The sequence below is a fragment of the Rhodococcus sp. B10 genome (assembly GCF_011770055.1).
Taxonomy (GTDB): Bacteria; Actinomycetota; Actinomycetes; order Mycobacteriales; family Mycobacteriaceae; genus Rhodococcoides; species Rhodococcoides kyotonensis_B.
In genome coordinates, this window is sequence record NZ_JAAFYV010000003.1 from 46,055 (window position 1) to 71,254 (window position 25,200).

General features: G+C 66.7%; 23 protein-coding genes and 1 riboswitch. Of the genes, 14 read left to right on the plus strand and 9 right to left on the minus strand.

Features of this window, described 5'->3' with window-relative positions; translation table 11 throughout:
• Positions 1–5: 5 nt before the first annotated feature.
• Together RhoFasB10_RS02705 and RhoFasB10_RS02710 are read right to left on the minus strand one after the other, a co-directional pair.
• Positions 6–281: an Lrp/AsnC ligand binding domain-containing protein gene (locus RhoFasB10_RS02705; protein ID WP_068420632.1), complete on the minus strand. Its 276-nt coding sequence runs from the start codon at positions 279–281 to the stop codon at positions 6–8.
• A gap of 70 nt (positions 282–351) precedes the next feature.
• Entirely contained in the window at positions 352–2,076 is a 1,725-nt protein-coding gene (locus RhoFasB10_RS02710) for a DEDD exonuclease domain-containing protein (protein ID WP_068420633.1), read from the minus strand.
• 149 nt (positions 2,077–2,225) lie between these two features.
• Between RhoFasB10_RS02710 and RhoFasB10_RS02715 the strand changes: the two genes are divergently transcribed.
• From RhoFasB10_RS02715 to RhoFasB10_RS02735, 5 genes are all read left to right on the plus strand, one after another.
• Entirely contained in the window at positions 2,226–2,507 is a 282-nt protein-coding gene (locus RhoFasB10_RS02715) for a hypothetical protein (RefSeq protein ID WP_068420635.1), read from the plus strand.
• 115 nt (positions 2,508–2,622) lie between these two features.
• Positions 2,623–2,782: riboswitch (cyclic di-AMP (ydaO/yuaA leader) on the plus strand.
• A gap of 19 nt (positions 2,783–2,801) precedes the next feature.
• Positions 2,802–3,377: a C40 family peptidase gene (locus RhoFasB10_RS02720; protein ID WP_068420937.1), complete on the plus strand. Its 576-nt coding sequence runs from the start codon at positions 2,802–2,804 to the stop codon at positions 3,375–3,377.
• A 377-nt stretch (positions 3,378–3,754) separates the two neighbouring features.
• Positions 3,755–4,813: a C40 family peptidase gene (locus RhoFasB10_RS02725; RefSeq protein WP_068420938.1), complete on the plus strand. Its 1,059-nt coding sequence runs from the start codon at positions 3,755–3,757 to the stop codon at positions 4,811–4,813.
• 19 nt (positions 4,814–4,832) lie between these two features.
• A complete protein-coding gene (locus RhoFasB10_RS02730) occupies positions 4,833–6,134 on the plus strand; it encodes a hypothetical protein (protein ID WP_308115158.1) in 1,302 nt (433 codons plus the stop codon).
• Between the two features lie 14 nt (positions 6,135–6,148).
• Positions 6,149–7,276 (plus strand): glycosyltransferase family 4 protein, encoded by a 1,128-nt coding sequence (locus tag RhoFasB10_RS02735; RefSeq protein WP_068420939.1) that lies wholly within the window; start codon positions 6,149–6,151, stop codon positions 7,274–7,276.
• Between the two features lie 63 nt (positions 7,277–7,339).
• Here the strand turns inward: RhoFasB10_RS02735 and RhoFasB10_RS02740 are convergent, their stop codons facing one another.
• Positions 7,340–9,145, minus strand: coding sequence for a long-chain fatty acid--CoA ligase (locus RhoFasB10_RS02740; RefSeq protein WP_068420637.1), 1,806 nt, complete (start codon positions 9,143–9,145; stop codon positions 7,340–7,342).
• Between the two features lie 131 nt (positions 9,146–9,276).
• On the opposite strand from RhoFasB10_RS02740, the gene RhoFasB10_RS02745 reads away from it, so the two are divergent.
• From RhoFasB10_RS02745 to RhoFasB10_RS02770, 6 genes are all read left to right on the plus strand, one after another.
• Entirely contained in the window at positions 9,277–9,669 is a 393-nt protein-coding gene (locus RhoFasB10_RS02745) for a polyketide cyclase / dehydrase and lipid transport (protein WP_174551332.1), read from the plus strand.
• 144 nt (positions 9,670–9,813) lie between these two features.
• A complete protein-coding gene (locus RhoFasB10_RS02750) occupies positions 9,814–10,251 on the plus strand; it encodes an SRPBCC family protein (protein ID WP_068420639.1) in 438 nt (145 codons plus the stop codon).
• An 11-nt stretch (positions 10,252–10,262) separates the two neighbouring features.
• On the plus strand, positions 10,263–11,477 hold the full coding sequence (locus RhoFasB10_RS02755; protein ID WP_084423515.1) for an ArsA-related P-loop ATPase: 1,215 nt from the start codon (positions 10,263–10,265) through the stop codon (positions 11,475–11,477).
• A gap of 13 nt (positions 11,478–11,490) precedes the next feature.
• Positions 11,491–11,955 (plus strand): hypothetical protein, encoded by a 465-nt coding sequence (locus tag RhoFasB10_RS02760; RefSeq protein ID WP_114330558.1) that lies wholly within the window; start codon positions 11,491–11,493, stop codon positions 11,953–11,955.
• Between the two features lie 65 nt (positions 11,956–12,020).
• Positions 12,021–12,998, plus strand: coding sequence for an ROK family protein (locus RhoFasB10_RS02765; RefSeq protein ID WP_068420645.1), 978 nt, complete (start codon positions 12,021–12,023; stop codon positions 12,996–12,998).
• 145 nt (positions 12,999–13,143) lie between these two features.
• Positions 13,144–13,866 (plus strand): lysophospholipid acyltransferase family protein, encoded by a 723-nt coding sequence (locus RhoFasB10_RS02770; protein ID WP_068420647.1) that lies wholly within the window; start codon positions 13,144–13,146, stop codon positions 13,864–13,866.
• On the opposite strand, the gene RhoFasB10_RS02775 is transcribed toward RhoFasB10_RS02770, so the two are convergent.
• A complete protein-coding gene (locus RhoFasB10_RS02775) occupies positions 13,863–15,023 on the minus strand; it encodes a glycosyltransferase 87 family protein (protein WP_157105198.1) in 1,161 nt (386 codons plus the stop codon). The two genes, RhoFasB10_RS02770 and RhoFasB10_RS02775, sit on opposite strands and share 4 nt — an antisense overlap.
• 188 nt (positions 15,024–15,211) lie before the next feature.
• On the opposite strand from RhoFasB10_RS02775, the gene RhoFasB10_RS02780 reads away from it, so the two are divergent.
• Positions 15,212–15,697: a polyadenylate-specific 3'-exoribonuclease AS gene (locus RhoFasB10_RS02780; RefSeq protein ID WP_114330559.1), complete on the plus strand. Its 486-nt coding sequence runs from the start codon at positions 15,212–15,214 to the stop codon at positions 15,695–15,697.
• 125 nt (positions 15,698–15,822) lie between these two features.
• Positions 15,823–17,211 (plus strand): 3-deoxy-7-phosphoheptulonate synthase class II, encoded by a 1,389-nt coding sequence (locus RhoFasB10_RS02785; RefSeq protein ID WP_068420651.1) that lies wholly within the window; start codon positions 15,823–15,825, stop codon positions 17,209–17,211.
• Between the two features lie 19 nt (positions 17,212–17,230).
• Here RhoFasB10_RS02785 and pknB read toward each other — a convergent pair whose 3' ends face one another.
• On the minus strand, positions 17,231–19,249 hold the full coding sequence (gene pknB / locus RhoFasB10_RS02790; protein WP_068420653.1) for a Stk1 family PASTA domain-containing Ser/Thr kinase: 2,019 nt from the start codon (positions 19,247–19,249) through the stop codon (positions 17,231–17,233).
• A 134-nt stretch (positions 19,250–19,383) separates the two neighbouring features.
• Here pknB and RhoFasB10_RS02795 point away from each other — a divergent pair, with 134 nt between their 5' ends.
• Complete coding sequence (locus tag RhoFasB10_RS02795) at positions 19,384–19,755, plus strand: Rv2175c family DNA-binding protein (protein WP_068420655.1); 372 nt, start codon at positions 19,384–19,386, stop codon at positions 19,753–19,755.
• On the opposite strand, the gene RhoFasB10_RS02800 is transcribed toward RhoFasB10_RS02795, so the two are convergent.
• From RhoFasB10_RS02800 to RhoFasB10_RS02815, 4 genes are all read right to left on the minus strand, one after another.
• Positions 19,727–20,764 (minus strand): phytoene/squalene synthase family protein, encoded by a 1,038-nt coding sequence (locus RhoFasB10_RS02800; RefSeq protein ID WP_068420657.1) that lies wholly within the window; start codon positions 20,762–20,764, stop codon positions 19,727–19,729. The two genes, RhoFasB10_RS02795 and RhoFasB10_RS02800, sit on opposite strands and share 29 nt — an antisense overlap.
• Positions 20,757–22,367, minus strand: a complete 1,611-nt coding sequence (locus RhoFasB10_RS02805) for an alpha-(1->6)-mannopyranosyltransferase A (RefSeq protein ID WP_114330563.1) — start codon at positions 22,365–22,367, stop codon at positions 20,757–20,759. The genes RhoFasB10_RS02800 and RhoFasB10_RS02805 overlap by 8 nt, the downstream gene beginning before the upstream one ends.
• Positions 22,368–22,438: 71 nt before the next feature.
• On the minus strand, positions 22,439–24,085 hold the full coding sequence (gene crtI, locus RhoFasB10_RS02810) for a phytoene desaturase family protein (RefSeq protein WP_068420660.1): 1,647 nt from the start codon (positions 24,083–24,085) through the stop codon (positions 22,439–22,441).
• 17 nt (positions 24,086–24,102) lie between these two features.
• On the minus strand, positions 24,103–25,185 hold the full coding sequence (locus tag RhoFasB10_RS02815) for a polyprenyl synthetase family protein (protein WP_254303364.1): 1,083 nt from the start codon (positions 25,183–25,185) through the stop codon (positions 24,103–24,105).
• Between the last annotated feature and the right edge of the window lie 15 nt (positions 25,186–25,200).

Below are 25,200 nucleotides of genomic sequence, written 5' to 3' on the forward strand. Positions count from 1 at the left end.
CCGGCTCACTCGCCGATGGAGAAGCCTGCCTCGACGTCGGCACTCGAATACGACTGGAACGCGATGTGCGTCGCGGTGTTCAGTACGCCTGGCACCTTGTTGATGCCTCCGGTGACGACCTCGGCGATCTGCTGGTGATCGCGCACCTTCACGATCGCGATCAGGTCGACGTCGCCTGCGCACGAATACACCTCGGTGACGCCTGCGACGTCGGCCACCGCCTGAGCGGTCTCGGGGATGGCGTTCGCCTCGGCGTCGATCATGACGATGGCGTTGATCATTAGGCTCCTCCACGAACGATGGCGACACGTCGGTCGCACGTGACGTGGACGAGCTTAGAGGGCGGGCCCGTCACCGATGTCGGACGTCGTCGTAGGCCCGGTGTTCGCGTCGTGAGACCTCTCTGGCGGTGCGGCACCACTCTCGCCAGCTGCCTGCCCCGTGGACGGGCGACATCCAGCCGTCGGTGGTCCGGACTATGCGGACGCCGTCGGAGTCGAGCCAGCGCGCGATGAGGCCTACTTCTTCCGGTGACGCGCCGCGCAGCGGTGTGTCGTCCGGGACCACCGTTTCGGCGGAGGCCGTGATGGCCTCGACGACGGGCATCGGGTGTACACGCCGCGGCGCCACGGCTGCGCCGGTAAGGCGGCCGTAGCGGACGACCGCGAGCTCCCACCCACCCTCGGGTGTTCGTCGGGCCGCCACGAGTTCCGCGATCGCCGCCACGGCCGCGAGCCGATGCATCCGCGCGAGCATGTCGGCGAGGATTGCGAGACGGTCGCGCAGGCGCGCCGCGGACTCGAAGAGCTCGGAGTCCGCCAGCCGGGTGACCTTCGCTCGAGCGGCGAGCAAGACGGAGTCGTCGAGACCTGCTGCGAGAGCCAGGAACTTCTTGGGATACGACGCGTACTCCTCGGCCGACAGCAGCCCCGAGGACGCGGCTGCGCATCCACCGACCGCCGTCGGCGGGCAGTCACCCCCGTGCAGCTTCGTCGCGGGGAGCCTGCGGGTGCACGTGCGAATTCCCGCGTACTCCGCCACGAGGGCCGCAGCATCGGCCGCGTCGGCTCGCGCCGTGAACGGACCGAGACTGCCGGGCGTGGGTACACGGACGACCGACAGACGAGGAAAAGCCTCCGAGGTGGTCGTGATCCACCACCCCTTCTTCGGAAACTTCGAACGCCGGTTGTACGGAGGAATGTGGGCACTCAGAAGCCGGAGTTCGCGCACTCCGGCTTCGAGCCCGTGGGCGCACTCGACGTGATCGACGCCGACGGCGAGGTCGACCATCTCCTTCATGCGTCCACGAGTCTCGGAGCCCGTGAAGTAGTTGCGGACACGGCGCTGCAGATCGGTCGACGTGCCGACGTACAGCACCTCGTTTCCCGGGCCCTTGAACAGATACACGCCGGGCGTCCGCGGCAGGCCGGCGGCGAGGTGCCGCTTCGCCCGTTGGCCCGACGACACGTTCGGCAGGTAGTCGACCAGTTCGGCGTAACTGTGCACGCCCTGGTTTCCGACGCGTTCGATCAACGCGTGCAGGACGTCGACGGTCGCGCGTGCGTCGTCGAGCGCGCGGTGGGTGGGCCGAGTGCTGACCTGGAACAGGGAGGCCAACGCCGAAAGCTTGACCGACGGTGCCTCGTCGCGGGTGAGGACGCGTCGCGCCAGCTTGACCGTGCACAGGACCGAGAACTTGGGCCAGGCGACGTCGAGACGGCTGGCGGCAGCCCGCAGGAAGCCCATGTCGAATCTCGCGTTGTGTGCCACCAGCACTGCGCCCTGGGCGAATTCGAGGAACGCGGGCAGCACGCGTTCGATGCGTGGTGCGCCGATCAGCATCGCGGTCGTGATGCCGGTGAGTTCGACGATGTACGGCGGGATCGATCGGCCGGGATCGACGAGCGTCGCGAACTCGCCGACGACCTCGCCGCCCCGAATCTTCACGGCGCCGATCTCGGTGATCGCTTCGGTGTCCGCGCTGGCGCCCGTCGTCTCGAGGTCCACGACGACGAACGTCGTGTCGTGCAGAGGGGTGTCCAGTTCGTCGAACGTCAGCTGGATCGGAAGGCTCACAAGATCTGGACGCTAGACGGAAGCACCGACAACATGCGGGCTCGAGATCCGTCGTCGCCGAAGGTGTCGGAGGGCGTCGCTAGGTTCCCTCTCGACGGCCGAATCGGGCCTGTGAACGACGCTCGAACGACGAAAGAGACGAGGATCACATGATTGTCGACTGCAGTGATTGCAAGGTCCGCGACATCGCGTGCGCGGACTGCGTTGTCACGGTCCTTCTCGGGGCGCCGGGGTGGCCTTCCGGGGAGCGTGTGGACGTGCGCTCGCGTACCTCCAAAATCGACATCGACCAGGAAGAACTCGGTGCGATGGGTGTCCTCGCGGACGTCGGTCTCGTACCCCGTCTGCGTCTGGTGACGGACGACGATCAGCCGATGGACAGCTCGCCGTTACCGCCCCGTGACCAAGAGGCCGACCAGCAAGCGATGTAGTCGAAAACGGAACTAATAGGGCTTGCCCGGCGCGTCGGGGTCGACACGGACGTATGCCGTTTCGTAACCTTCCTGAGACCTTGCGGAGTCTCGCCAATCCACACCGGAGTGGCGTCGCAAGTCACCGCCTAATCGGGACCTCGTGAGAGCCCCGAACCGGGAACCCGATTTCCACTGGGGTGAATCCCGCCGAATCGCTACCGCGTGCCGGTGGGTAGGGCTGATCTTCCCAGCCCGAACCCGTCAGCTAACTCGGTCGGCGGATGAGTGGAAGAAACGGAGCAACCCCTTCTCGTGGCGTCACACACTTCAACCCGTTCATTGCGTCGAGTCCTCGTAGCCGGCGCGATCACAGCCGGCGCAGTGGTCCTTCCTGCTGCTCCCGCAATGGCGGCCCCCATCACCATCCCCGGCGTCGGAACCTTCGAAGTTCCGGAGATCCCGGGCATTCAGCTTCCGACCGAGCTCCCGGGCCTGCCCGGGGCGCCCGCGTTGCCGGGTGCTCCCGCAGGTATTGCTCCGCAGGTCACGCCCGCAGCCAAGGCCGTTCAGGCCGCAGAGTCCAAGATCGGCGCCCCGTACGTCTACGGTGCGTCGGGCCCCGACTCCTTCGATTGCTCGGGTCTCGTGCAGTGGGCATACAAGCAGGCCGGTATCAGCCTGCCGCGCACCAGCTACGACCAGGCAGCAGCAGGAACTCCTGTTTCACAGTCCGACTTGCAACCCGGTGACGTGATCTCCTTCTACGGCGGATCGCACTCGGGAATCTACGTCGGCAACGGCAACGTCGTTCACGCGTCCACGTCCGGTGTTCCGGTCAAGGTCGCACCGGTCGCGTCGATGCCGTACGACGGAGCGCGCCGCTACTGACGTCTGTTACCGGACGCCAGCATGATCTACCGACGAGCAGCATCGGAACCGAGCCCACCGGCTCGTGATGTCCGGTGCTGCTCTCGTCGTGTGAGGCCTCGTGACACGACAGTGTCACGGCCTGCCGGAAAGTTGTGGGTTGTCACAACGATTCGGCATCGAATGGACAGCAATCCCGTCTTTTCGTAGCCTGGCAAAGCTGTTCGTCAGGAATTCACGTACTTTTCGTACGCTGATTCCTACGAATTGCCGACGTCAAACCTGTCCACAAGACCTAGTCCGTGGGTATGGTTCGTTTTCGAATTGTTATCCCCGCCGAGGGACCGTTTGCGCGGTTCGATCCGGTGGTCTCGGCAAGAACGGAGAGTCACCTCCTCGTGGCGACACCGACCGTCAAACGCGTCACTCGTTCCAAACGCGCTGTGCTGACCGCTGCCCTGGCAGCGTGCCTCCTCGCGAGCCCGACGGCGATCGCGCACGCGCAGCCGCAGATCGGCAGCGCGACCGATGCTCAGACCCGCCTCGCCGACCTGTCTCGCGAATCGGAGCAGACCACCGAAGCCCTGCACAACGCTCAGATCGACCTGGACGCCAAGACTGCGGCCCAGCGCGACGCAGAGGCCTCCGTGGACACCCATCGGGTGGCGCTGCAGGCGGCGGAAGACGCACTCGCGCAGTTGAAGCCGGCGATCGACAAGGTCGCGAACGTCAACTACCAGGGTGGGAGAACCAACCGCCTCTTCGCGGTCATGGTGAGCGACTCCCCGCAGCAGCTACTCGACCAGATGTCGGCTCTCGACGTCATCTCTGCCGAGACTGCCCGCCAGGTCGAGCAGTTCAAACAAGCCACCTCGGACGCACGTACCGCCGAGCAGGCGGCCGAGCAGGCCGCGGATGCCGCGCGTACGGCCGCAGAGCAGGCCAAGATGGTCTCGGACGACCTCCAGGCGAAGCAGAGCGAACTGCAGAGCCAGATGGCCGACGTCATGGCCGCGTACGGTGCGCTGTCGAGCGACCAGCAGGCCGAGCTGGCTGGGACCCCACTGCCTCCCGGATTCGATCTGAACAAGATCCTGCAGAACCTCGTCCCTGGATCGGGAATCGCGGCGTTGCAGGCAGGCATGACGCAGATCGGAAAGCCGTACGTCTGGGGCGCGACGGGTCCCGACGGGTTCGACTGCTCGGGCCTGGTCGTGTGGGCCTACAAGCAGGTCGGCAAAACGCTTCCACGGTCCAGCCAGGCTCAGGCCCAAGGCGGAACGCCGGTGGACCAGAAGGATCTTCAGCCCGGCGACGTCGTGCTGTTCTATCCCGATGCCTCGCATGTGGGGCTCTACGCGGGCAACGGCAACGTGCTGCACGCGTCGACGTTCGGCGTGCCCGTCAAGGTGCAGTCGATGGCCTCGTTCCCGTTCTACGGTGCCCGTCGCTACTGATCGACGACTCCGATCGGCCGTGACCCGCTCCTGGGTCGCGGCCGTCGTCGTCGCGATGGCCTTGCTGACAGCGTGCAGTGCACCGGTGGTCGACGCCCCCGCGTCGCCTGCCGGGGAGCCGCCTGCCAATCCGTACGAGGATCAGCGACGAGAAGGCGTCGAACAGCTGCTCGATCGATGGGCCGACGCCGTGCGCACGAACGACGCCACCGCGCTGGCCGATCTCGTAGACCCCGCGGCGGCGCCGGAGTTCCTGCAGGCTCAGATCTCCCGCGCCGACAACCTCTCGGGCGTTCCGCTGTCGGACTGGGGATACGAACTCGTCGACGAACCGGAAACACCGGTCCCGTCCGAGGTGGCGTCGCCGTTGAACGCCGCCGATGTCTGGGCGCCGTCCGTCGTTCTCCGCTACTCGATCGACGGCACCGACGACGTCCCGACGCGCAGGCCGGTGTCACTGCTGGTCGCCGAGCGCGGCGACCGATGGCGGATCGTCTCCGATGCGGACGTTGCCGGGATCGACCGACACACGTGGCGTGGGCCGTGGGATTTCGGACCGGTGTCCACGACGCAGGTTTCGACGGCAGGCGGCACGTCCGTCGTCGTCGCTCATCCGGAGCAGACGGCGCTCGCAGGCGCACTCGCGCGCGAGCTTCCCGGCGCGGTCGACGCCGTCTCCGGTTTCTGGGGTGACGAGTGGCGTCGCGCCGCGGTCGTGTTCGTCACCGGCTCGCCGGAGGAATTCGCCGCGGTGGTGGGGGAGAATGCCGCAGGTGCGAACGTCGCCGCGGTCTCGATGTCGGACACGGTCGACCCGGGCCGACCCGTCGCGGGGCAACGCGTGGTGTTCGGGCCCGCAGCATCCGACCGGCTCACCGAGTTCACGACACGATCGGTGTTGCGTCACGAACTCACCCATGTCGCCGCCAGGTCCACCACGGTCGACGGATCGCCGATGTGGATGCTCGAGGGATTCGCCGACTACTCGGGTTACCGCGACACGGGCGCGTCGTTCGGGCAACTCGCGCCGACACTGAGCAGGCTGGTCGCGGTCGGGGGACCGCCGACGGTTCTCCCGGAGGACGGTGATTTCACCGCGGGCGGCACGCGGTCGACATTGGCGTACGAATCGGCGTGGTCGGTGGCGGCGTTCGTCGCCGAGCGGTTCGGCGAGGACGCACTCCGGTCGCTGTACGAGCGAATGGCCGACGGGCCGAAGTCGGCGGCCGACGTCGACCGAGTGTTCTCCGAGGTGCTCGGTACCGGGACCGACGATGTCGTTGATCAGTGGGGGTCGTGGGTGGCGACGCAGTCACGTTGACCTACGCTCGAGCGATGCGTCGGACCTTGTTGGTGACGAACGACTTTCCGCCCAGGCCCGGTGGGATCCAGTCCTACCTGCACACGTTCGCCAGTCAGCTACCTGCCGAGGAACTGGTGGTCTACGCCCCGCGGTGGCGCGGCGACAGTCACGTGAAGTTCGATGCACGCCAGCCCTTCGAGGTGGTCCGGCACCCCACGACGTTGATGCTGCCGACGCCGCTCGTCGCCCGTCGTGCCGCGTCGTTGGTCCAGTCCCACGAATGCGACAGCGTCTGGTTCGGTGCTGCAGCGCCGCTCGCCGTCATGGCGCCCGTGCTGCGACGTGCGGGTGCCGAGACGATTCTCGCGAGCACCCACGGCCACGAGGTGGGCTGGTCGATGGTGCCCGGCGGGCGAGGCACGCTTCGACTGATCGGGAACTCCGTCGACACGGTCACGTACGTCAGCAAGTACACGCGCAAGCGATTCGTGTCGGCGTTCGGCGCGCAGGCCGCTCTCGAACACCTCCCGCCCGGCGTCGACACCACACGCTTCGCACCGGACCCCGGTGCGCGTGAAGAGCTCCGTGCGCGTTACGGATTGGGGGATCGGCCCACCGTTCTCTGCCTGTCACGCCTCGTTCCGCGCAAGGGGCAGGACATGTTGATTCGGTCGATCGCCGCGGTGCGTGAGCGCGTCGACGGTGCCGTCCTGGTGATCGTCGGCGGCGGCCCGTACGAGGGCGCGCTCCGCGAACTCGCGCGCACGGCGGGCGTCGAGAAGCACGTGATCTTCACGGGCACGGTGCCGTCCGCGGAACTCGCCGCACACCACACCATCGCCGACGTCTTCGCGATGCCGAGCCGGACTCGTGGTGCCGGACTCGACGTCGAGGGTCTCGGCATCGTCTACCTCGAAGCGTCCGCGACGGGTGTACCCGTCGTGGCCGGAATGTCCGGCGGCGCACCGGAAACGGTGCAGCAGAACAAGACCGGATACGTCGTCGACGGTCGATCGACGCAGGAGATCGTCGATGCGCTGGTGCGTCTGCTCGCCGACCCGACCCTCGCTGCATCGATGGGCAACGCGGGCCGGGCCTGGGTCGAGAAAGAGTGGCGCTGGGACACTCTGGCCCAGCGTCTCCGTTCGTTCATGCGCTGATGCGCCCGTGCGCGGATAGTTGGACCATGGTCCGACTATCCGCGCACGGGCGGCGTAGCCGCACTACTTGACGTAGAGCGCCTCGATCTCGTCCGCGTAGGACTTGGTGATCACGTTCCGCTTCAGCTTCATGGTCGGCGTCATCTCGCCTGCCTCCTCGGTGAAGTCCGCGGGCAGGATGCGGTACTTCTTGATGGCCTCGGCGTGAGACACCGATGTGTTGGCATCGGCGATCGCGGCATCGATCTCGGAACGCAGATCCGCGTCGTCGGCCAGGTCGGCCGCTCCCGCACCGGACGGCTTGCCGTGCGCGGACTTCCAGCCGCTGAGCGCGTCGTCGTCGAGGGTCACCAAGGCGCCGATGAACGGCTTCTGGTCGCCGACGACGATGGCCTGACTGATCAACGGGTGCGCACGCAACCGGTCCTCGAGGCCCGCGGGGGAGACGTTCTTGCCGCCCGCGGTGACGATCAGTTCCTTCTTGCGGCCCGTGATGGTGATGTAGCCGTCGTCGTCGAGCGAACCGAGATCGCCTGTGCGGAACCAGCCGTCGTCGAACGCGTCCGCGGACGCGTCGTCGTTGCGCCAGTAGCCGGAGAACACGACGGGGCCGTGCAATTGGATCTCACCGTCGTCGGCGATACGAACTGCATTGCCGGGCAACGGTTGTCCCACCGATCCGACATGCTGGTGGCCGATGGTGTTGACTGCGAACGCAGCGCTGGTCTCGGTCAGTCCGTAACCTTCGTAGATCGGTACGCCCACGCCGCGGTAGAAGTGTCCGAGCCTCGCGCCGAGCGGTGCGCCGCCGGAGATCGCGAGCCTGCACCGACCTCCCAGTGCCGCACGAAGTTTCGAGTAGACGAGTTTGTCGAAGACGGCGTGCTTGAGCCGAAGTACCAGTCCCGCACCGGAATCCTGCGCTTCGCTCCATGCGACGGCCGTCTCCGCTGCGGCGTCGAAGATTCGGCCCTTGCCGTCGGCGTGTGCCTTCTGCTTCGCCGTGTTGAAGACCTTCTCGAAGACGCGGGGCACCGACAGGATGAAATCGGGCTGGAACGAGCCGAACGTGCTCACGAGGTTCGGGATGTCGTTCGTGTGCCCGATCGTCGTGCCCGCGTCGAAGGCGGCGATCGTGACCGCGCGGGCGAGAACGTGCGCCATCGGCAGGAACATCAACGTGCGGCTGTGCTCGTTCAGCAACGACTTCAGGCTGGTCTCGCGGATTCCGCGAGACTCCGCGACGAGATTGGCGTGGGTGAGTTGAACGCCCTTGGGGCGGCCCGTCGTTCCCGAGGTGTAGATCAGAGTGGCGGGATCGGACGCCTTCAGCGCTCCGACGCGCTGCTCGACGACAGCGTCGTTGATCTGGGTGCCGAGCCGAGTGAGTTCGGCGATCGCACCCGAGTCCGGGGAGTCGCCGTCGATGCGGAACGTTCGTGTCACGGATGCGGCGGCTGCGACGACGTCGGCCGTCTCGGTGGCGTGCTCCTCGGTCTCCAAGATCACCAGAACCGGCTCGGCGTCGGACAGAATCCACTCGACCTGCCCGGCGGACGACGTCTCGTAGATCGGCACGGTGACCCCGCCCGCGGACCAGATGGCGTAGTCGACGACCGACCACTCGTAGCGCGTCGACGACATGAGTGCGACGCGATCTCCCTGGCCGACACCGGCGGCGATCAGGCCTTTGGCGACGGCGACGACTTCGTCCGCGAAGACCCGTGCCGTGACGTCGGTCCACGTGCCGTCGACGAGGCGTCGGAACGCCACCGAGGAGGGCGCACTCGCCCGGCGCTCGTAGACGGTGGCGACCGTCGACGCCCCGTCTTCCACGTCGAAGTGGGCGGGCACAGTGAACTCACGCACGGGAAACCTCCATGGGCGCATCGGTAGCTGTACTAACGAGTAGCTTGATCGGTCTCACTGTAGACCGGAAGTTCGAGCGCATACGTCCGCCTCACGTGCGACGCGGTACCGCGATGTGTGAAGCTCTTCCGATGAGCAGTATCCAAGTGGCCGACCAGACTTTTCTCGCGGTGCCGGGCGATCGCATCCACGACGCGGTGTCCCCGCGCGAGCGGTGGAGAAGATGGTGGCCGGACCTTCGGCTCACGGTCACGCAGGATCGTGGGGAGCAGGGCATCCGGTGGGCCGTCGAGGGCGCTTTGACGGGAACGATGGAGATCTGGCTGGAGCCCGTGCCGGTCGTCGACGGTGTGATCGTCCATTACTTTCTGCACGCCGAGCCGAGCGTCACCGGTGCAGGGCTCGATCTCGCGGCCGAGAACCGTCGCCGCAGGGTTGCCGGGAAGGCCGTGACGTTCGAGCTCAAGCGCGAGCTAGAGGCAGGTAGGCCTGCAGGCGAACGACCGGAGCACGCGCGCGACTAGTTTCGCCTCCGCGGGGTATGTCGGCGTCCGGACCGCGTTGTGTGTTCGACGAGGGATCGTGTGTGATGGAGCCTGCAGGAATGACCCGTAGGGGTCGGCTCGCGACGGAAGTATCGAAGAGCAGAGAGGAAGCGGACCAACAGCATGGCCGAGAAAACTCAGAGGTCGATCACGGTCGACGCTCCGTCCGCGCAGGTCATGGACGTGATCGCAGACTTCGACGCGTATCCGTCGTGGGTGTCGGCGGCGAAGTCCGTCGAGGTCCTCGAGGTGGGCGCGTCGGGCCGTGCCGATCGAGTGCGATTCGTTCTCGACGCGGGCATGGTCAAGGACACGTACGAGTTGCAGTACGTGTGGTCGGCCGACGGTATGGCCGTCTCCTGGGAGCTCGTGCAGGGAGAGATGCAGAAGTCGCAGTCCGGTTCCTACACGTTGAAGGACAACGGCGCCGGCGGTACCGACGTGACCTACGAGCTGACGGTCGATCTGAACATCCCGATGATCGGGTTGTTCAAGCGCAAGGCCGAGAAGGTCATCACGGACACCGCGCTGAAAGAGCTCAAGAAGCGGGTCGAAGGCTGACGACCGTTCGGCTGTTCGTCGGCAAGGGCGGGGCGGGCAAGACGACGATCGCTGCGAAGGCAGCGCTCGACGCGGCACGTGCAGGCAGTCGTTCGCTGGTCGTCTCGTTCGACCAGGCGCACTCCACATCGGACGTCGTGGATCTGCCGTCGAGCGGTGGTGCACGGGGGCGAATCGTCTCGGTTGCCGACCGGCTCGACGTGCTCGAACTCGACACCCTGGCGCTCGTCGAATCGAGTTACCGCTCGCTCGCCGCACTGCTGTCGGTCGCGCGAACCGGCCACGAACACGGGGTCCGGTTCGGCGCGATCGACCCTGAGGAGGTCGTCGGTGCGCCGGGCGTTCAGGAGATGCTCGGACTGCACAGAATCGTCGAGCTGGTCGACGAAAACGCATGGGACACAGTGTTCGTCGACCTCCCGTCGACGGCGGACGCCCTACGCACCCTGCAGCTGCCGTCGCTCGTGACGGGATACGTCGAACGGCTGTGGCCGCAGCACGATCGCATCGTCGCGGGGACGGGGGCGGACCCCCGGCTGACCATCGTCGTCGCGTTTCTCGAGCGCGTCGTCGCGAATGCCGACGCCGTCCATGAGCTGCTGTTCGACCGCGAACGGACGTCGGCGACCGTCGTCGCCACTCCGGAACGCGTGGGCATAGCCGAGGCGCGACGAACCATGTCGGCGGCGGTCCTGATGGGTCTGAACGTCGATACCGTCGTCGTCAACAAGGTGCTGCCACAATTGAATTCGCCGTCCGTCGGGTTGGTGGGCGCGCACCCGGCCGTGTTCTGGTTCGAGGGATGGCGATCCGCTCAGCAGGCGGTGCTGCACGACTTCGCGCACCTGGCGGCCGGAGCGACACTGGTGGTCGTGGAACGGTCCGTGCAGGAACCGGTAGGGTTGGCCTCTCTCGATGCGCTCACGGCCGAGCACAGAACTGCGAACGCCCGACCGTACGAGCGTCGAGGCACACCAGCAGTTGCACGGGAGTCGGGGTCGGGGTTGGAGTCGGTGTACACGATGACGATGCACCTTCCGGTCGTCGACACGTCTTCGCTGACGCTGGGGCGAGTGGAGGACGATGTGATCATCGGCGCCGACGGCGTGCGGACGCGTGTGCGTCTGGCGTCGGTGCTTCGTCGTTGCGTCGTCGTCGGCGCGGAGTTCGACGACGAGAATCTGGTGATCAGGTTCGCGCCCGACCCGAATGTCTGGCCGGTGTGAGGGGAGGCGTCGGATGACATCCGAACATTCCGATGTCGCGGCCGAGCTGTGGGCCCTCGCCGAAACGGTGCTCACGCGTCTCGAGCCCATTCTTGCGCGCGCGGTCGAGGGTCAGGCGCAGGCATCCGAGCAGGGATGCAGTTGGTGTCCCGTGTGTGCGCTCGCGGCCCTGATCCGTGGCGAGCAGCACGATCTGCTCACGCTGATGGCGACCGAAGGGGCGACGGTCGTCGCGATGATCCGGCAGGTCGTCTCGGAACATTCGAACAGTGCAGCACACGCCGGCGCCGGCGCCCAGGAACCGCCGAATGCGAGGGCCGACGCGGACATTCGTGAAACCGCTCACATGCAGGAGCCGGATATTGCGCCCGACACGGAAGAGTCGGGAGTTCGACGGGCAGGTTTCGTACCCATTACGGTGAACGTGAAGAGCTCGGCGTCGGGCAACCGAGGTAAAGACGAGAATCGAGACATCTGAACATCCGGTTCCGATCGGGCGGTCAGTCGTAGAGCCGTTGGGGGGCGGCGAAGAAAGGTCGGACAATGAAGCGGCAACGCGACGCCTTCACCATCGGAATCGACGTGGGTGGCACCAGCCTTCGGGCATCGGTGGTCGACTCTTCCGGGCAGGTCATCGATTCCACGCAGTCGCCGACGCCGCATTCGGCGAAGGCTCTCGAGCACGGACTCGACCGTGCGGTTCAGGAACTGGCTGCGCGACACCCTGTTTCGGCAGTCGGCCTCGCTGTCGCCGGCTTCGTCGACGCGGACAGGACCTCGGTACGCTTCGCGCCCCACCTGCCGTGGGTCGACACTCCCGTCGCGAAGCAGATGAGCGATCGCATCGGCCTTCCGGTCGTTCTCGAGCACGACGCGAACTCGGCTGCCTGGGCCGAATACCGATTCGGCGCTGCCGCGGACGGCAAGAACGTCGTCATGGTGGCGATCGGAACGGGCATCGGTGCAGCGCTGCTGATCGACGGCAAGATCTACCGCGGAAGCTTCGGTGTGGCCCCGGAACTCGGACACATCCAGGTGGTTCCCGACGGCCGCGCGTGCCCGTGCGGTAAGCGCGGGTGTTGGGAACGCTATTGCAGTGGAACGGCTTTGGTCGACACGGCGGTCGAGTTGCTCGCTGCGGACGATCGGGGATCGTCGAACATCCTGGCGCGGGACGTGTTTCTCGACCCGGGTTCCCTGACCGGTCGTCGCATCGCGTCGGCCGCGCACGAGGGCGACGTCATCGCGCGACGCACGATGGAGGATTTCGCGCGGTGGCTCGGCGTCGGTCTGTCGTTGGTCAGCGACGTCTACGACCCCGACCTGATCGTCATCGCGGGTGGCGTGGCGACGTCGTCGGATCAATTCCTCGACAAGGCGAGGGAGCACTACGCGTCGCTCGTCACCGGAGCCGGACATCGGCCTGTCGCCACGATTCGCAGCACGCAGCTCGGCGAAGCGGCCGGCATGATCGGTGCAGCGGACCTCGCGCGCTCGGAGTTCGTTGTCACCAGTCGGTGAACAGCATGTGACCTCTGTCCCCACCTTCGCGGTGATGTGGCTGCCGTCATAAACGGTAGGTAGAGTCACCAGCGAATCAGTAGGTGGGACCGTCGGACGAAAGTGCGTTTTCGGACCGGACAAGAATCGAATCAGGAAGGACGCCATGTGGTACTGGCTGTTCAAGTACGTGCTCATCGGTCCACTCCTGGTTGCGTTGGGTAGACCGACGATCGAAGGCCTCGAGAACATTCCGGCCCGTGGGCCGATGATTCTGGCGAGCAATCATCAGGCGGTGCTGGACTCGTTCTACCTGCCTCTCAAGGTGACGCGTCGTATCACGTTCCTCGCCAAGAGCGAGTACTTCACCGGACCCGGTCTCAAGGGCGCGTTTCAGAAGTGGTTCTTCACGGCGGTGGGTCAGGTCCCGATCGACCGGACCGGAGCGGACGCGGCCCAGGACGCACTCAACGCGGGCGCCCGCGTGATCGGCAAGGGCAAGCTTCTCGGTATCTACCCCGAGGGCACTCGGTCGCCCGACGGACGTCTGTACAAGGGCAAGACCGGCATGGCGCGTCTCGCGCTGCAGACCGGGGTTCAGGTCGTTCCCGTCGCGATGATCGGTACCGACAAGATGAACCCCATCGGGTCGAAGGTGTGGCGTCCGGCCAAGATCACCATCAAGATCGGCAAGCCGATCGACTTCTCTCGGTTCGAGGGCATGGCGGGCAACCGCTTCGTCGAACGTGCGGTGACCGACGAGGTCATGTACGAACTGATGCTTCTGTCGGGTCAGGAATACGTCGACGTCTACGCCGCCTCGCTGAAGAAGACCGCGGCCCCCGCGGACGGGGGCGCCGAGCGTCTCCCCGAGACGAAGGCCAGCTAGGCGCGTCGCGCGAGAGGTGTTGCGGCGCATGCCGCGACGACGATCGCCGCAATTCCCCACCACACGTACGACGACGCTGCGATCTGGTCCCACATCGGCCAGCCCAGGCCGGACCAGCGTCCGACGGCAAGCTGCCAGTGCGGTGCGAAATGCAGGACGACGACACCGATTCCGACGAATGCCAGCGCGACGACATTGCGTCGACGCCAGGCGAGCGTGCCGAGCGCGACGAGGAACGGCACCGTCCAGACCCAGTGGTGGGACCACGACACCGGTGACACCAACAGCCCGAACACAGCGTTCACTCCGAGCGCGAGGGCGGTCTGGTGCGTCGCGAAGGCGCGTCGCATCGCGTAGAACGTGACCGCCAGCAGCATCAGTGACAGCACGATCCACAGCATCGAACGGACGGAGTCGTCCATGCCGAGTCGCGCGAGCATTCCGGTGATGCTCTGGTTGGCGGGATAGGCGGGGCGCCCGATCCGATCGGAGTCCACGAGGACTTTCGTCCAGTACTGCAGCGAGTCGGAGAACGTGGCGACGAATCCGAGCGCCGTGAACGCGAGGAAGCTGACGCCGGTGACTATCGCGGCTCGAAAGTCCTTGCGGAACAGGAAGAACAGGACGAACACGGCAGGCGTCAGCTTGACGGCGGCGACGAATCCGACGAGGGCGCCGCGGGGCCACGGAGTCTTCTTCGGAAGGCAATCCGCAGCGACGAACGCCATCAGCAGGATGTTGATCTGCCCGTAGTCGAACGTCGAGAACACCGGCTCGAGAATCATGGACACCGCGAACACCGCACCTGCCGCCCACAGCATCAAAGTTCGCGGCGAGTACCCGAGGGACACCAGCGTGAGCACGATCGTGCCGAACAGCAGCGCCAACGACAGCACCGTGACGACGATCCCCGCCCAGTGCAGCGTGATCAGCGACAACGGTCCGAAGATCACCGCCGCGATGGGAGGGTAGGTGAACGGCAATGTGTTGCCCAGCGCGGTCGGCGGCATCTCGCCGTACAGCGGTGTCCCGGACATGAACACCCCACCACCGAGGCGGTACACGTCGAGATCGATTCGGTAGTAGTCGCCGAGCGCACGAAGTCCGGGGAACCCGACCAAGTTGTAGGCGAGCCCCACTACCGCCGCCACCAGCACGGCAGCGCACGCGACGGGAACGAGCCACGTCGCCCGGGGGCGTCGGCGCGGTGCGGCGACGTCGTTCGCAGCCGGTTCGGGCGTACCGGCGTCGGACAGCGTGGTGAGGTCGGGTGGCGTCAACGAAACTTCCTTCTGATGGCGGTCGATCTCTGTCGGCACCGGCGTCGGCGCTACTGTGTCTTCTCGTGCGCTACTTCTACGACACAGAGTTCATCGAAGATGGTCGCACAATCGACCTCGTCTCGATCGGGGTCGTCGCGGAGGACGGTCGCGAATTCTATGCGGTGTCCTCGGAGTTCGACCCCGAGCGCGCGGGCAAGTGGGTTCGACGCAACGTGCTGCCGAAGCTGCCACCGTACTCGTCGCCGCTGTGGAAGAGCCGTGCGCGGATTCGTGACGAGCTGCTGGACTTCCTCGTCCCGACGCCGGGTGCCGACGTCGAACTGTGGGCTTGGGTCGCGGCCTACGATCACGTTGCGCTGTGCCAGTTGTGGGGCGACATGACGGAATTGCCCCGCTCACTGCCGCGCTTCACCCGCGAGCTTCGTCAGCTGTGGGAGGACCGGGGAAGCCCCTACCTGCCGTCGGCGCCGGACGACGCGCACGACGCACTGGCCGACGCCCGTCACAATCTGGCGAAGTTCCGGGCGATCGAAGCCGCATCGCTCTGATCTCGGCCACCCGCATCATTACTGCAGGCTCCACTCCCAGCCCCCTCGGGTCATTGCTGCAGGCTCCACTCCCAGCTCTGGAGGCCGGTTTCGGCGTAGCCGCATCAGCGAATATCCTGGGGCACGTGAACTGGACTGTCGACGTACCCATCGATCGTTTGCCCGAGCTCCCGCCTCTGTCTCCGACATTGCGGTCGCAGCTCGACGACGCGCTCGCCAAGCCTGCTGCCCAGCAGCCCAACTGGGACGCGTCGCAGGCCGAGAACATGCGCAAGGTGCTCGAAAGTGTGCCGCCCATCACCGTTGCCGGCGAGGTCGAGTCGCTGTCGGATCAGCTCGCCGCCGTCGCACGCGGCGAAGCGTTCCTGCTGCAGGGCGGTGACTGCGCCGAGACGTTCGTCGACAACACCGAGCCCCACATCAAGGGCAACATCCGAACGTTGCTGCAGATGGCCGTCGTGCTCACGTACGGCGCCAGCATGCCGGTCGTCAAGGTCGGCCGCATCGCCGGCCAGTACGCCAAGCCGCGGTCGTCGAACACCGATGCGCTCGGTCTGCAGTCGTACCGGGGCGACATGGTCAATGCGCTCGTCGCCGACGAGGCGGTTCGCCGTCACGACCCGTCGCGCCTCGTACGCGCCTACGCGAACGCCAGCGCCGCGATGAACCTGGTCCGCGCGCTCACCGGGTCGGGTATGGCCGATCTGCACCGAGTGCACGACTGGAACCGCGAATTCGTGCAGAGCTCGCCCGCGGGTGCCCGCTACGAGGCGCTCGCCGGCGAGATCGACCGCGGACTGCGCTTCATGGACGCGTGCGGCGTGACGGATCCGAATCTCGAGGCCGCACAGATCTTCGCCAGCCACGAGGCACTGGTTCTGGACTACGAACGCGCCATGCTGCGCCTCGACAACGCCGACGCCGACAACCCCAAGCTGTACGACCTGTCGGCACACTTCCTGTGGATCGGTGACCGAACCAGGCAGCTCGACGGTGCTCACATCGCGTTCGCCGAACTGATCCAGAACCCGATCGGCTTGAAGATCGGTCCGACGACGACGCCCGAGATGGCGCTCGAATACGTCGAACGTCTCGACCCGACCAACAAGCCGGGTCGTCTGACGCTCATTTCGCGCATGGGCAACGGCAAGGTCCGCGACCTGCTGCCGGCCATCGTCGAGAAGGTGCAGGCGTCCGGGCACCAGGTCATCTGGCAGTGCGACCCGATGCACGGAAACACGCACGAGGCATCGACGGGCTACAAGACGCGCCACTTCGACCGCATCGTCGACGAGGTCCAGGGCTTCTTCGAGGTCCACCGCGGCCTCGGCACCCATCCCGGCGGCATCCACGTCGAGCTGACCGGGGACAACGTCACCGAATGCCTGGGTGGCGCGCAGGACATCTCCGACCTCGACCTGTCGGGTCGCTACGAGACCGCGTGCGACCCGCGCCTGAACACCCAGCAGTCGCTGGAACTGGCGTTCCTCGTCGCCGAGATGTTGCGCGGCTGACGAAACGCTCGCCGAACGATCAGGGAAGCGAGACGACGGACACCGACGAGCCCGGGGCCACTCTGGTACCCGGGCTCGGGTTCTGCGAGATGACGAGCGATCCGTCGGTGTCGACCACCTGACGGACCGTGAAGCCCAGCTCGAGACCCTGAACGGTCTCGCGTGCCGACCCGACCGACCTGCCCAGCAGTGACGGCACGGTGATCGAGTTCGACACCGTCAGTCGTACGGACGTGCCTGCGGTCACCGACGTGCCGATCTTCGGATTCGTGCCGATGACGGATCCGCCGTCCACGCGCTTGTCGAACTCGACGTCGGTGCCCGACACCGTGATTCCCACGGCAGCCAGGGCGGCGACGGCGTCGGACTCGCTCATCTTCTCGACGTTCGGAACGTCGACCGGGGGAGCGCCCTTCGAACGCAGGATCTTGACGGTGTCGCCGACCGAGAGTGTCGTGCCGGGCGGCGGATCCAGCGCGGCGACGCCGCCGACCGGTGCCGTCGTGCTGAACGCCTCGCCGCCGTCGACCGGTTCGAACGTCAGGTCCCGTAGCTGCTGCTGCATGTCCCCGATCGCGATGTTCGGCGCGATGTCCGGGACCACGGGTGACCCGAGAGACACGAGCAGAGACACGGTGTCGCCCTTGGGGATACGTGCGCCGGTCGCGGGATCGGTGCCGATCAACGCGTCGACCGGCACGGTGTCCGAATACGTGCCTCGCGTATCCGTCGTCAGCCCGGCGGCCTCGATTTCCGACGTCGCCGATGCCACGTCCAATCCCTCGACGAGGGGAACGGACGTGTAGCGACCTGACCCCATCCACCAGCCGCCGATCCCGACGAGTACCGCCAGCAATGCGACGATGGTCAGCCAGACGACGATCGCGCGACGCGACCGATGGCGGTCCGCGTCGAAGTCGGGGAATCGATACTGACGCCGATCCGGCGGCGCAGGCGGGGGAGTGTCGTTGCCGGCCCACTGGTCTCGCGGCGTCGGTGCGGTCTGCACGCGGGTGTGCTGGACGCCGTCCGCGGAGGGGTCGGCACGGACTTCGGTCGGCGGGACGGCGACGATCTCGGTTGCCGGTGAACGCGCGGGGTCGGGTCGCTCACCCGCGAAGGCCGTCGGCGCACCCAACGCGGCGGCACTGCGATGCTCCGCCGACCTGCGGGGCGCCGGGACACGATAGGGCGGCAACTCGAGCCGCGCGCAGACCGCGCGCAGCGCACGGGCCATCTCGTCGGCGTTCTGGAAGCGACCTGCCGGGTCGCGCACGGTGGCGCGTCGGACCAGGTCGTCGAACTCTTCCGGCACGCCCGCTATGGCGTCGCCCGGTCGCGGTACGTCGTTGTCGATGCGCTGATAGGCGATGGACAAGGACGTGTCACCGGTGAACGGTGTCCGTCCCGTCAGAAGCTCGTACAGGACGACGCCGACGCCGTACACGTCGCTTCCGGCGTTCGCGGAACCGGTCGTCACCTGCTCCGGTGACAGGTAGGCCGCCGTGCCGAGAATCACACTGCTCGACGTCGCATTGGACGCTGCGACGGCCCGAACGAGTCCGAAATCGGCGATCTTCACGTCGCCCGAGTCCGAGATGAGAATGTTCTCCGGCTTGATGTCGCGGTGCACCAGACCGGCGCGGTGGGCGGTGCCGAGGGCATCGAGTACCGGACGTAGAACCGCAGCGGCGGCGTGCGGGGGCATCGGACCGCGCTCGCGCAGGAGTTCGCGCAACGTGCCGCCCTCGACCAGTTCCATGACGAGGAACGCGTATTCTCCGTCGCGACCGTGGTCATACACGGCGACGAGCCCTGGGTTGTTCAGCCGGGCAACGGCCCTGGCCTCGAACTCGAACCGGGCGACGAACTGGGGATCGTGGGCGAACTTCGGATCCATGATCTTGACCGCAACAGGCCGGTCCAGGCGTGTGTCGAGCCCTCGGTACACCGTGGACATGCCGCCGCGGGCGATAGGCGCGTCGATGCGATATCGCCTGTCGAGCATCGAACCCGCTGACGCGGACCCTACGGACATCACCTGGGGATCACCTCCATCGAAAGTCGCTACTCCGGCGATGGTAGCCAGCGCAGGTATCGCCTCAGTCTCGATGGACCGCGGTGCGGCCCTGGCTTTTCGTAACCGAGAGCGAACCCGTTAACGTTACCGGAGTGAGCACAATCCCTTACGCCGCCGACGTTCTCGACCCCTCCGAGTCCCTTCTGCAGCTGACCGACGTCAGCAAGGTTCTCGGCGTTCCCATCTCGCGTGTCGAGCAGATGCTGCGTGATCGGCATCTCATCGCGGTCAAGCGGAGCCGCGTTCCCGGCGTTCCCGAGGTGTTTCTCGACACCGAGGGCGGCAACGTGGTCAAGGGCCTGCCGGGTCTGCTCGCGGTGCTGCACGACGGCGGATACCAGGACGACGAAATCCTTCGGTGGCTGTTCGAGTCCGACGACAGCTTGCCCGGCCGTCCCGTCGACGCGATGCACGGGCACCTGATGCGCGAGGTGATCAGGCGCGCGCAGGCGATGGCCTTCTGAGTTTTCCGCGCGCGCTCGTCCACCCGGCGGACGCCAGCCCGGGAGCTGCGACGGACAACCGTCGCAGACCCCCGACGCGTGCTCGCTGATGCAGCACGCGATAGCCGCCGTCCTCGACCTCGCGGAGGATGTCTCCGTACAGCGTCAGGGCGGTGCGCATTCCCGGACGAACCGCCGGATCCAGCATGTCGATGCCCGGCTCCGCGGTGCGATACACGGCGCGGGTATGGGCGATCAGATGCGCGAGCGCTCGTTCGAGACGCGCGTCGGTGCGACCTGTCTCGCGGCAATGGTGCAGCAGGCCCTCGTCGACACCGAACGCAGCGAGCTCGTCGGTAGGAAGGTAGATCCGGTCCCGGTCGAGGTCCTCGCCCATGTCGCGGATGAAGTTCGTCAGCTGGAATGCCTCGCCCAGCGCGGCGGCGGGTCCTTCGGCGACGCGCCGATCCACCGCGGTGCCGAGGATCGGGAGCATCTCGAGGCCGATGACGGCCGCGGAGCCGTACATGTACTCGGTCAACTGGTCCATCGTTCGGTAGCGCGACCGGAACATCGGTGTGCCGGGAATGTCCATGCGCATCGAATGGAAGAAGGCGTAGAAGTACTCGTGCGGAATCGCATAGCGCTCGGTGGTGTCGACCAGCGCCCTGAGCACCCGATCGGACTTGCTACGGCCGAGAGCGCCGCCGTTCAGCGCGGCTCGAACATGGTGTTCGAGGACGTCGACCTTGGCGCTCGCCTCGCGGTCGATCGTCGAGTCGCTGTCGTTCGCGGTGAACTGCGCGTCCTCGGGTAGTTCCGGCAGTTCGACGTCGGCGGAATCGACGTCCACGTCGACGATGTCGTCGACCATCCTGGCGAATCCGTAGAGGGCGTGCACTGCCGCTCGTTTGTCCGCAGGCAGCAGCCGGGTCGCGAGGAAGTACGTCTTGCCGTGTTCGGCGTTCAGGTCCCTGCAGATCGCATAGGCGTCGTGCAGCGCTGGGTCGATCCCGTCGAGTTCACCCACGGTCTGCGGCTGAATTCTCGGCGGCGGGTGCGGGGGACGGCGTCGAGCGCAGTCGTAGCGGGTCGACTCGCGTCAACGACAGAGCGGCGACGACGGCAGCGAACGTCGCGAGAGCGACGTGCACGAACGTGTACAAACCGATGGAGCCGTCGGGCCGGAACACGAGCATCAGCCACGTCGACAGCCCGACGAGAATCATCAGCGTCCGGGTGGAGAGCGCGAACCCGGCCGCGATGGCAAGCGGCCACGAGTAGTACCACGGCAGGGCGGCGGGGGACAGGACGACCACCGCGACCATCGCGATGACAATGCCTTTCACGGCGTCGACCTCGGTGCGACGGAACTTCCACCATGTTGCGAGCACGACGACGACCAGCGCGATACCGCAGATCATGCGTGTCACTTCGAGGACCGGGGCCAGACGAATGTCGAGGAACCACGAGGTGCTGACGGTGACCAGATGGGCCATGATCGTGGGCAGCGACAGCCAGTTGATGATCTTTGCCGAACCCGACAAGGCTGTCAGCCAACCGATTCCGACGCCTGCCAGGGCCGACATCACAGCGAACACGCCCACGAAGACCGCGAAGCCGGCACCCGCGGTCTTCGCGAACGCGGCGATCGGCGACAGGGGCTTGCGGTTCTCCTCGATCGCTTTCTGCTTCTCGTGGATCATCCAGATCCACACGATGAACGGCAGGGCGAGGCCTGCCGTCGCCTTGATCGCCACACCGATCGCGACGAGCACGATGCCTGCGATATGGCGTCGTTCGAGGACCAGAACGATGCCCGCAGCCATCAGTCCGACCATGAGCAGTTCGTTGTGGACGCCGCCGATCAGGTGGATGAGGACGAGAGGATTGAGCACGGCCAGCCACAGGGCGATCGCGGGTGTGCCACCGAGATGGTCGGCGAGACGCGGAACGGCCCACACCATCAGCGCGAGTCCGGGCAGCATGGCGAGGCGGAAGAACATCGTGCCGGCGATGACGTTGTCGCCCGTCACCGCGGTGATCGCCTGCCCGATGAGCAGGTGCAGCGGCCCGTAGGGTGCCGTCGTCGTGGTCCAGACGTTGCTGACGTTGTCGAGAAGGACGCCGGGGTTGGCGACGGGGCCGACGGCGTACGGGTCGAAGCCGTCGCGCAGCAGAGCGCCCTGCGCGAGGTAGGAGAACGCGTCGCGGCTGAACATCGGCACGGCGAGCAGCATCGGAGCGGTCCATGCGGGCACGACCCATCGCAGCTCGCCGAGCGTCGTGCGTCCGGCCAGCGTCGCGCGGCCGAGTCGAACCCACGCGATGATCATCAGCAGCACACCGACCCACACGATGATGCTCGACAACACCAGACCGTGTCCGAAGCGCAACCAGGACAGGTGCATCGATTCGAGGAGCGGGTCGCGTCGTCGAACGCTGCCTGCGCCGAACCCGCCGAACGTGATCATGATTCCGCCGACGACACCGAGCAGCGCGGCATGGCCTTCCGGGCTACGCAGGAACGCAGACAAGCGCCTCACACGAGACGACGACGCTGGTGTCCTGGACGGGGAGTCGCTGGAATCCGTGGCACCCGAGGTGGCGGCATTCGACGAGATCGACGACATTGCCGGGTCATTCTCCTCTCGGATGGCTGCGGAAGGTGTGGCAGAAGGCGTGCTTTCCTTCCGGACCGGAGTCAGTTTAGTGCTTCCCGTCGTCGTCTCACGAACCGCGACGTTTCGGTGTGTGCAGCGTCGCGTGCAGTGACCCGCGGCCCGAGTACTCGTTCGGCGGCAAGTCTGCCCGAGACGAGGACGGTGGGCACGCCGACCCCCGGTGTGGTCGCGGATCCGGCGAGAACGACGTTGTCGACGCCTCGTACCAGGTTCTCACGTCGGAACGGCCCGGTCTGCCGAAACACGTGCGACGAAGAGAACGGGCTGCCGTGCAGCATGCCCTTGTCCGCCCAGGTCTTCGGGGTGTCCAGGTGGTCGACGACCATCTCCGCTGCCAGGTGCTCGTAGCCACGCTGCTCGAGCACGAGCTGGATCTCCCGCATGTACGGCTCGCCGAGGCTCTCCCAGTCGAGAGGCGCGCTGTCCAGATTGGGACACGGCGCCAGGATCGAGATCGGCTCGACCGTCTCGCCGCCACGCGTGATCAGCAACGACGGATCCGAGACGGCGGGGCGTGTGATCAGCAGCGACGGGTCTGCCATCAGCTGTCCGCGGCCGGCGCGCGCGGTGATGCGGGTGAACGTGCGCGCCCACTCGTCGCCGAAATCGATGGTGTGGTGAGCTCGCGCCGGCCAGGTGTCGGTGACACGCGTCGGGACCGTGCCGTGGAAGACGACCGCCGACGGGGACACGAACGAATACCCGCGGCGTCGACCACGTGCGGTGATGCCTGCGCCGTCCAACAGGCGATCGACGACGGGCAGATCCGGCGTCAACACGACGGCGTCGCACGGGAAGCGGCGGCCGTCCGCGGTCTCCACCGCCGTGACGCGTCCGTGTGCGACGTCGAGACCGGACACGTCGGCCCGAGTGACGACGGTGCCACCGTTGCGCACCAGTGCATCGGACATCGACCGGGCGATGGCCGACATGCCCCCTTCGGGGAAGTACACGCCCATCGACGTGTCCATGTGCGCGATCGCTCCGTACACGGCGAGAGCTTTCGCAGGCGCCATGCCCGCGTAGAGCGCCTGGAACGTGAAGACGCGGCGCAGCCGCTCGTCCTTCAGGTACGACCCGACGCGTGGTCCGAGCCTGCCGAAGCCGCCCAGGACGAGGAGTTTCGCCGTGTCGCGCAGCGCAGGTCGGCTGGACACGAGGTCGAGCGGTGAGTCGAAGTTCGAATCGATGTAGCGATCGAATTCCGCGTCGAAGATGGCCGCGAGCCAGCGACGAAGCCTGCGGTAGCCCTGGGATTCGTCCGGGCCACACGCTCGCTCGACCTCCGCGGCCATACGTTCGGGGTCGGAGAACACGTCGATATGGCTGCCGTCGGCGTAGCGCGTGTGATAGCTGGGCGACAGGGTCTTCAATCGCAACGGCGGCGACGTGCTGTCGAACGACTCGCCGACAGCACCCAACGCGGAAGCGATCAGCTCGGGCATCGTCAGAACGCTCGCCCCGTTGTCGATGTCGTACAGCGGCTGTCCGTCGTCGCCCGGCACCGTGTAGGTGCCGACGCGTCCGCCGACCGCGTCGTCGCGTTCGAGCACGGTGACACGACGGCCTGCCCCGGTCAGATGAAGGGCTGCAGACAGCCCGGCCAACCCTGCGCCGACGACGACTACCGAGTCCGTCGGGCCGGCTATCGATCGTGGTGTGGACATGTGACCTCCGGAACCGATCAGTATTTCCGCTGCGTGGCAGCGATGGCGATGGCGTGCAGCCGGGCAGCGGCCTCCGCGTCGATGTCGGCGGCTGCCAACGTGTCGAGCGCGCGTTCGGTCAGTTCGGTGATCCGCTGCTCGACATCGTCGACAGCACCCAGATCCGTCAGGGCGGCACGAATGGCGTGGATCTGCTCGTCGGTGAGGTCCTCGGAACCCAGTGACGTGCGCAGCAGCGTCGCGACGTCGGCGTGACCGGCGTCGGCTCGCTGCAGTCCGACGGCCATGAGCACGGTCCGTTTGCCCTCGCGAATGTCGTCGCCCGACGGCTTTCCGGTGACAGCGGGGTCTCCGAAGACGCCGAGCAGGTCGTCGCGCAGCTGGAACGCGACGCCGATGTCCGTGCCGAAGGACCGCAGACTTGCCACGACGAGGTCCGACGCCCCCGCGACGGCAGCGCCCAGGTGCAGCGGACGTTCGACGGTGTACGCGGCGGTCTTGAACCGGTTGACGCGCATCGCGGCGTCGACGGATTCGTCCCGTCCTGCCTCGGCTTCGATGTCGAGGAGCTGCCCGCCGAGGACCTCCGTGCGCATCGCCGACCACACCGGAGAGATGCGGGCCATGGCGGACGCGTCGAGTCCGGACTCCCGCAGCATGTCGTCGGCCCAGCACAGCGCGAGATCACCGAGCAGAATCGCGGCGGATTCACCGAAACGCGTCGCCGATCCGGACCACTGCTGCGCCCGATGCCGTTCGGCCAGCCCGACATGCACGGTCGGAAAGCCGCGCCGCGTGAGGGAGGCGTCGATGATGTCGTCGTGAATGAGCGCGCACGCCTGAATCAGTTCCAACGAGGCACACGCGCGAAGGACGGCGGACGCGTCCGGCCCGTGGCGGTCACCGCCCGCGCCGAGCCACGCCGTCCAGGCGAACGCGGGTCGAAGGCGTTTACCGCCGCGAAGGACGAATGCGACGAGGTCGTCGACGGCGTCCGCGTACCCGCCGCCCAATGCGCCGACCAGCTGCCGTTTCGACGCGAAGAACTCGGTCAGCGCCGTCTCGACGAGCTGAACGGTGTTTACGGATTCGTCGCGCACTGCGGTGTCGAGTCC

What these genes read in the sequence shown, in the direction of transcription:
- RhoFasB10_RS02760 (WP_114330558.1), top strand. Translation starts at nt 11,491, where the DNA reads ATGACATCCGAACATTCCGATGTCGCGGCCGAGCTGTGGGCCCTCGCC.
- RhoFasB10_RS02715 (WP_068420635.1), top strand. Translation starts at nt 2,226, where the DNA reads ATGATTGTCGACTGCAGTGATTGCAAGGTCCGCGACATCGCGTGCGCG.
- RhoFasB10_RS02765 (WP_068420645.1), top strand. Translation starts at nt 12,021, where the DNA reads ATGAAGCGGCAACGCGACGCCTTCACCATCGGAATCGACGTGGGTGGC.
- RhoFasB10_RS02805 (WP_114330563.1), bottom strand. Translation starts at nt 22,367, where the DNA reads ATGTCGTCGATCTCGTCGAATGCCGCCACCTCGGGTGCCACGGATTCC.
- RhoFasB10_RS02735 (WP_068420939.1), top strand. Translation starts at nt 6,149, where the DNA reads ATGCGTCGGACCTTGTTGGTGACGAACGACTTTCCGCCCAGGCCCGGT.
- RhoFasB10_RS02705 (WP_068420632.1), bottom strand. Translation starts at nt 281, where the DNA reads ATGATCAACGCCATCGTCATGATCGACGCCGAGGCGAACGCCATCCCC.
- RhoFasB10_RS02750 (WP_068420639.1), top strand. Translation starts at nt 9,814, where the DNA reads ATGGCCGAGAAAACTCAGAGGTCGATCACGGTCGACGCTCCGTCCGCG.
- pknB (WP_068420653.1), bottom strand. Translation starts at nt 19,249, where the DNA reads ATGTCCGTAGGGTCCGCGTCAGCGGGTTCGATGCTCGACAGGCGATAT.
- RhoFasB10_RS02770 (WP_068420647.1), top strand. Translation starts at nt 13,144, where the DNA reads ATGTGGTACTGGCTGTTCAAGTACGTGCTCATCGGTCCACTCCTGGTT.
- crtI (WP_068420660.1), bottom strand. Translation starts at nt 24,085, where the DNA reads ATGTCCACACCACGATCGATAGCCGGCCCGACGGACTCGGTAGTCGTC.
- RhoFasB10_RS02745 (WP_174551332.1), top strand. Translation starts at nt 9,277, where the DNA reads ATGAGCAGTATCCAAGTGGCCGACCAGACTTTTCTCGCGGTGCCGGGC.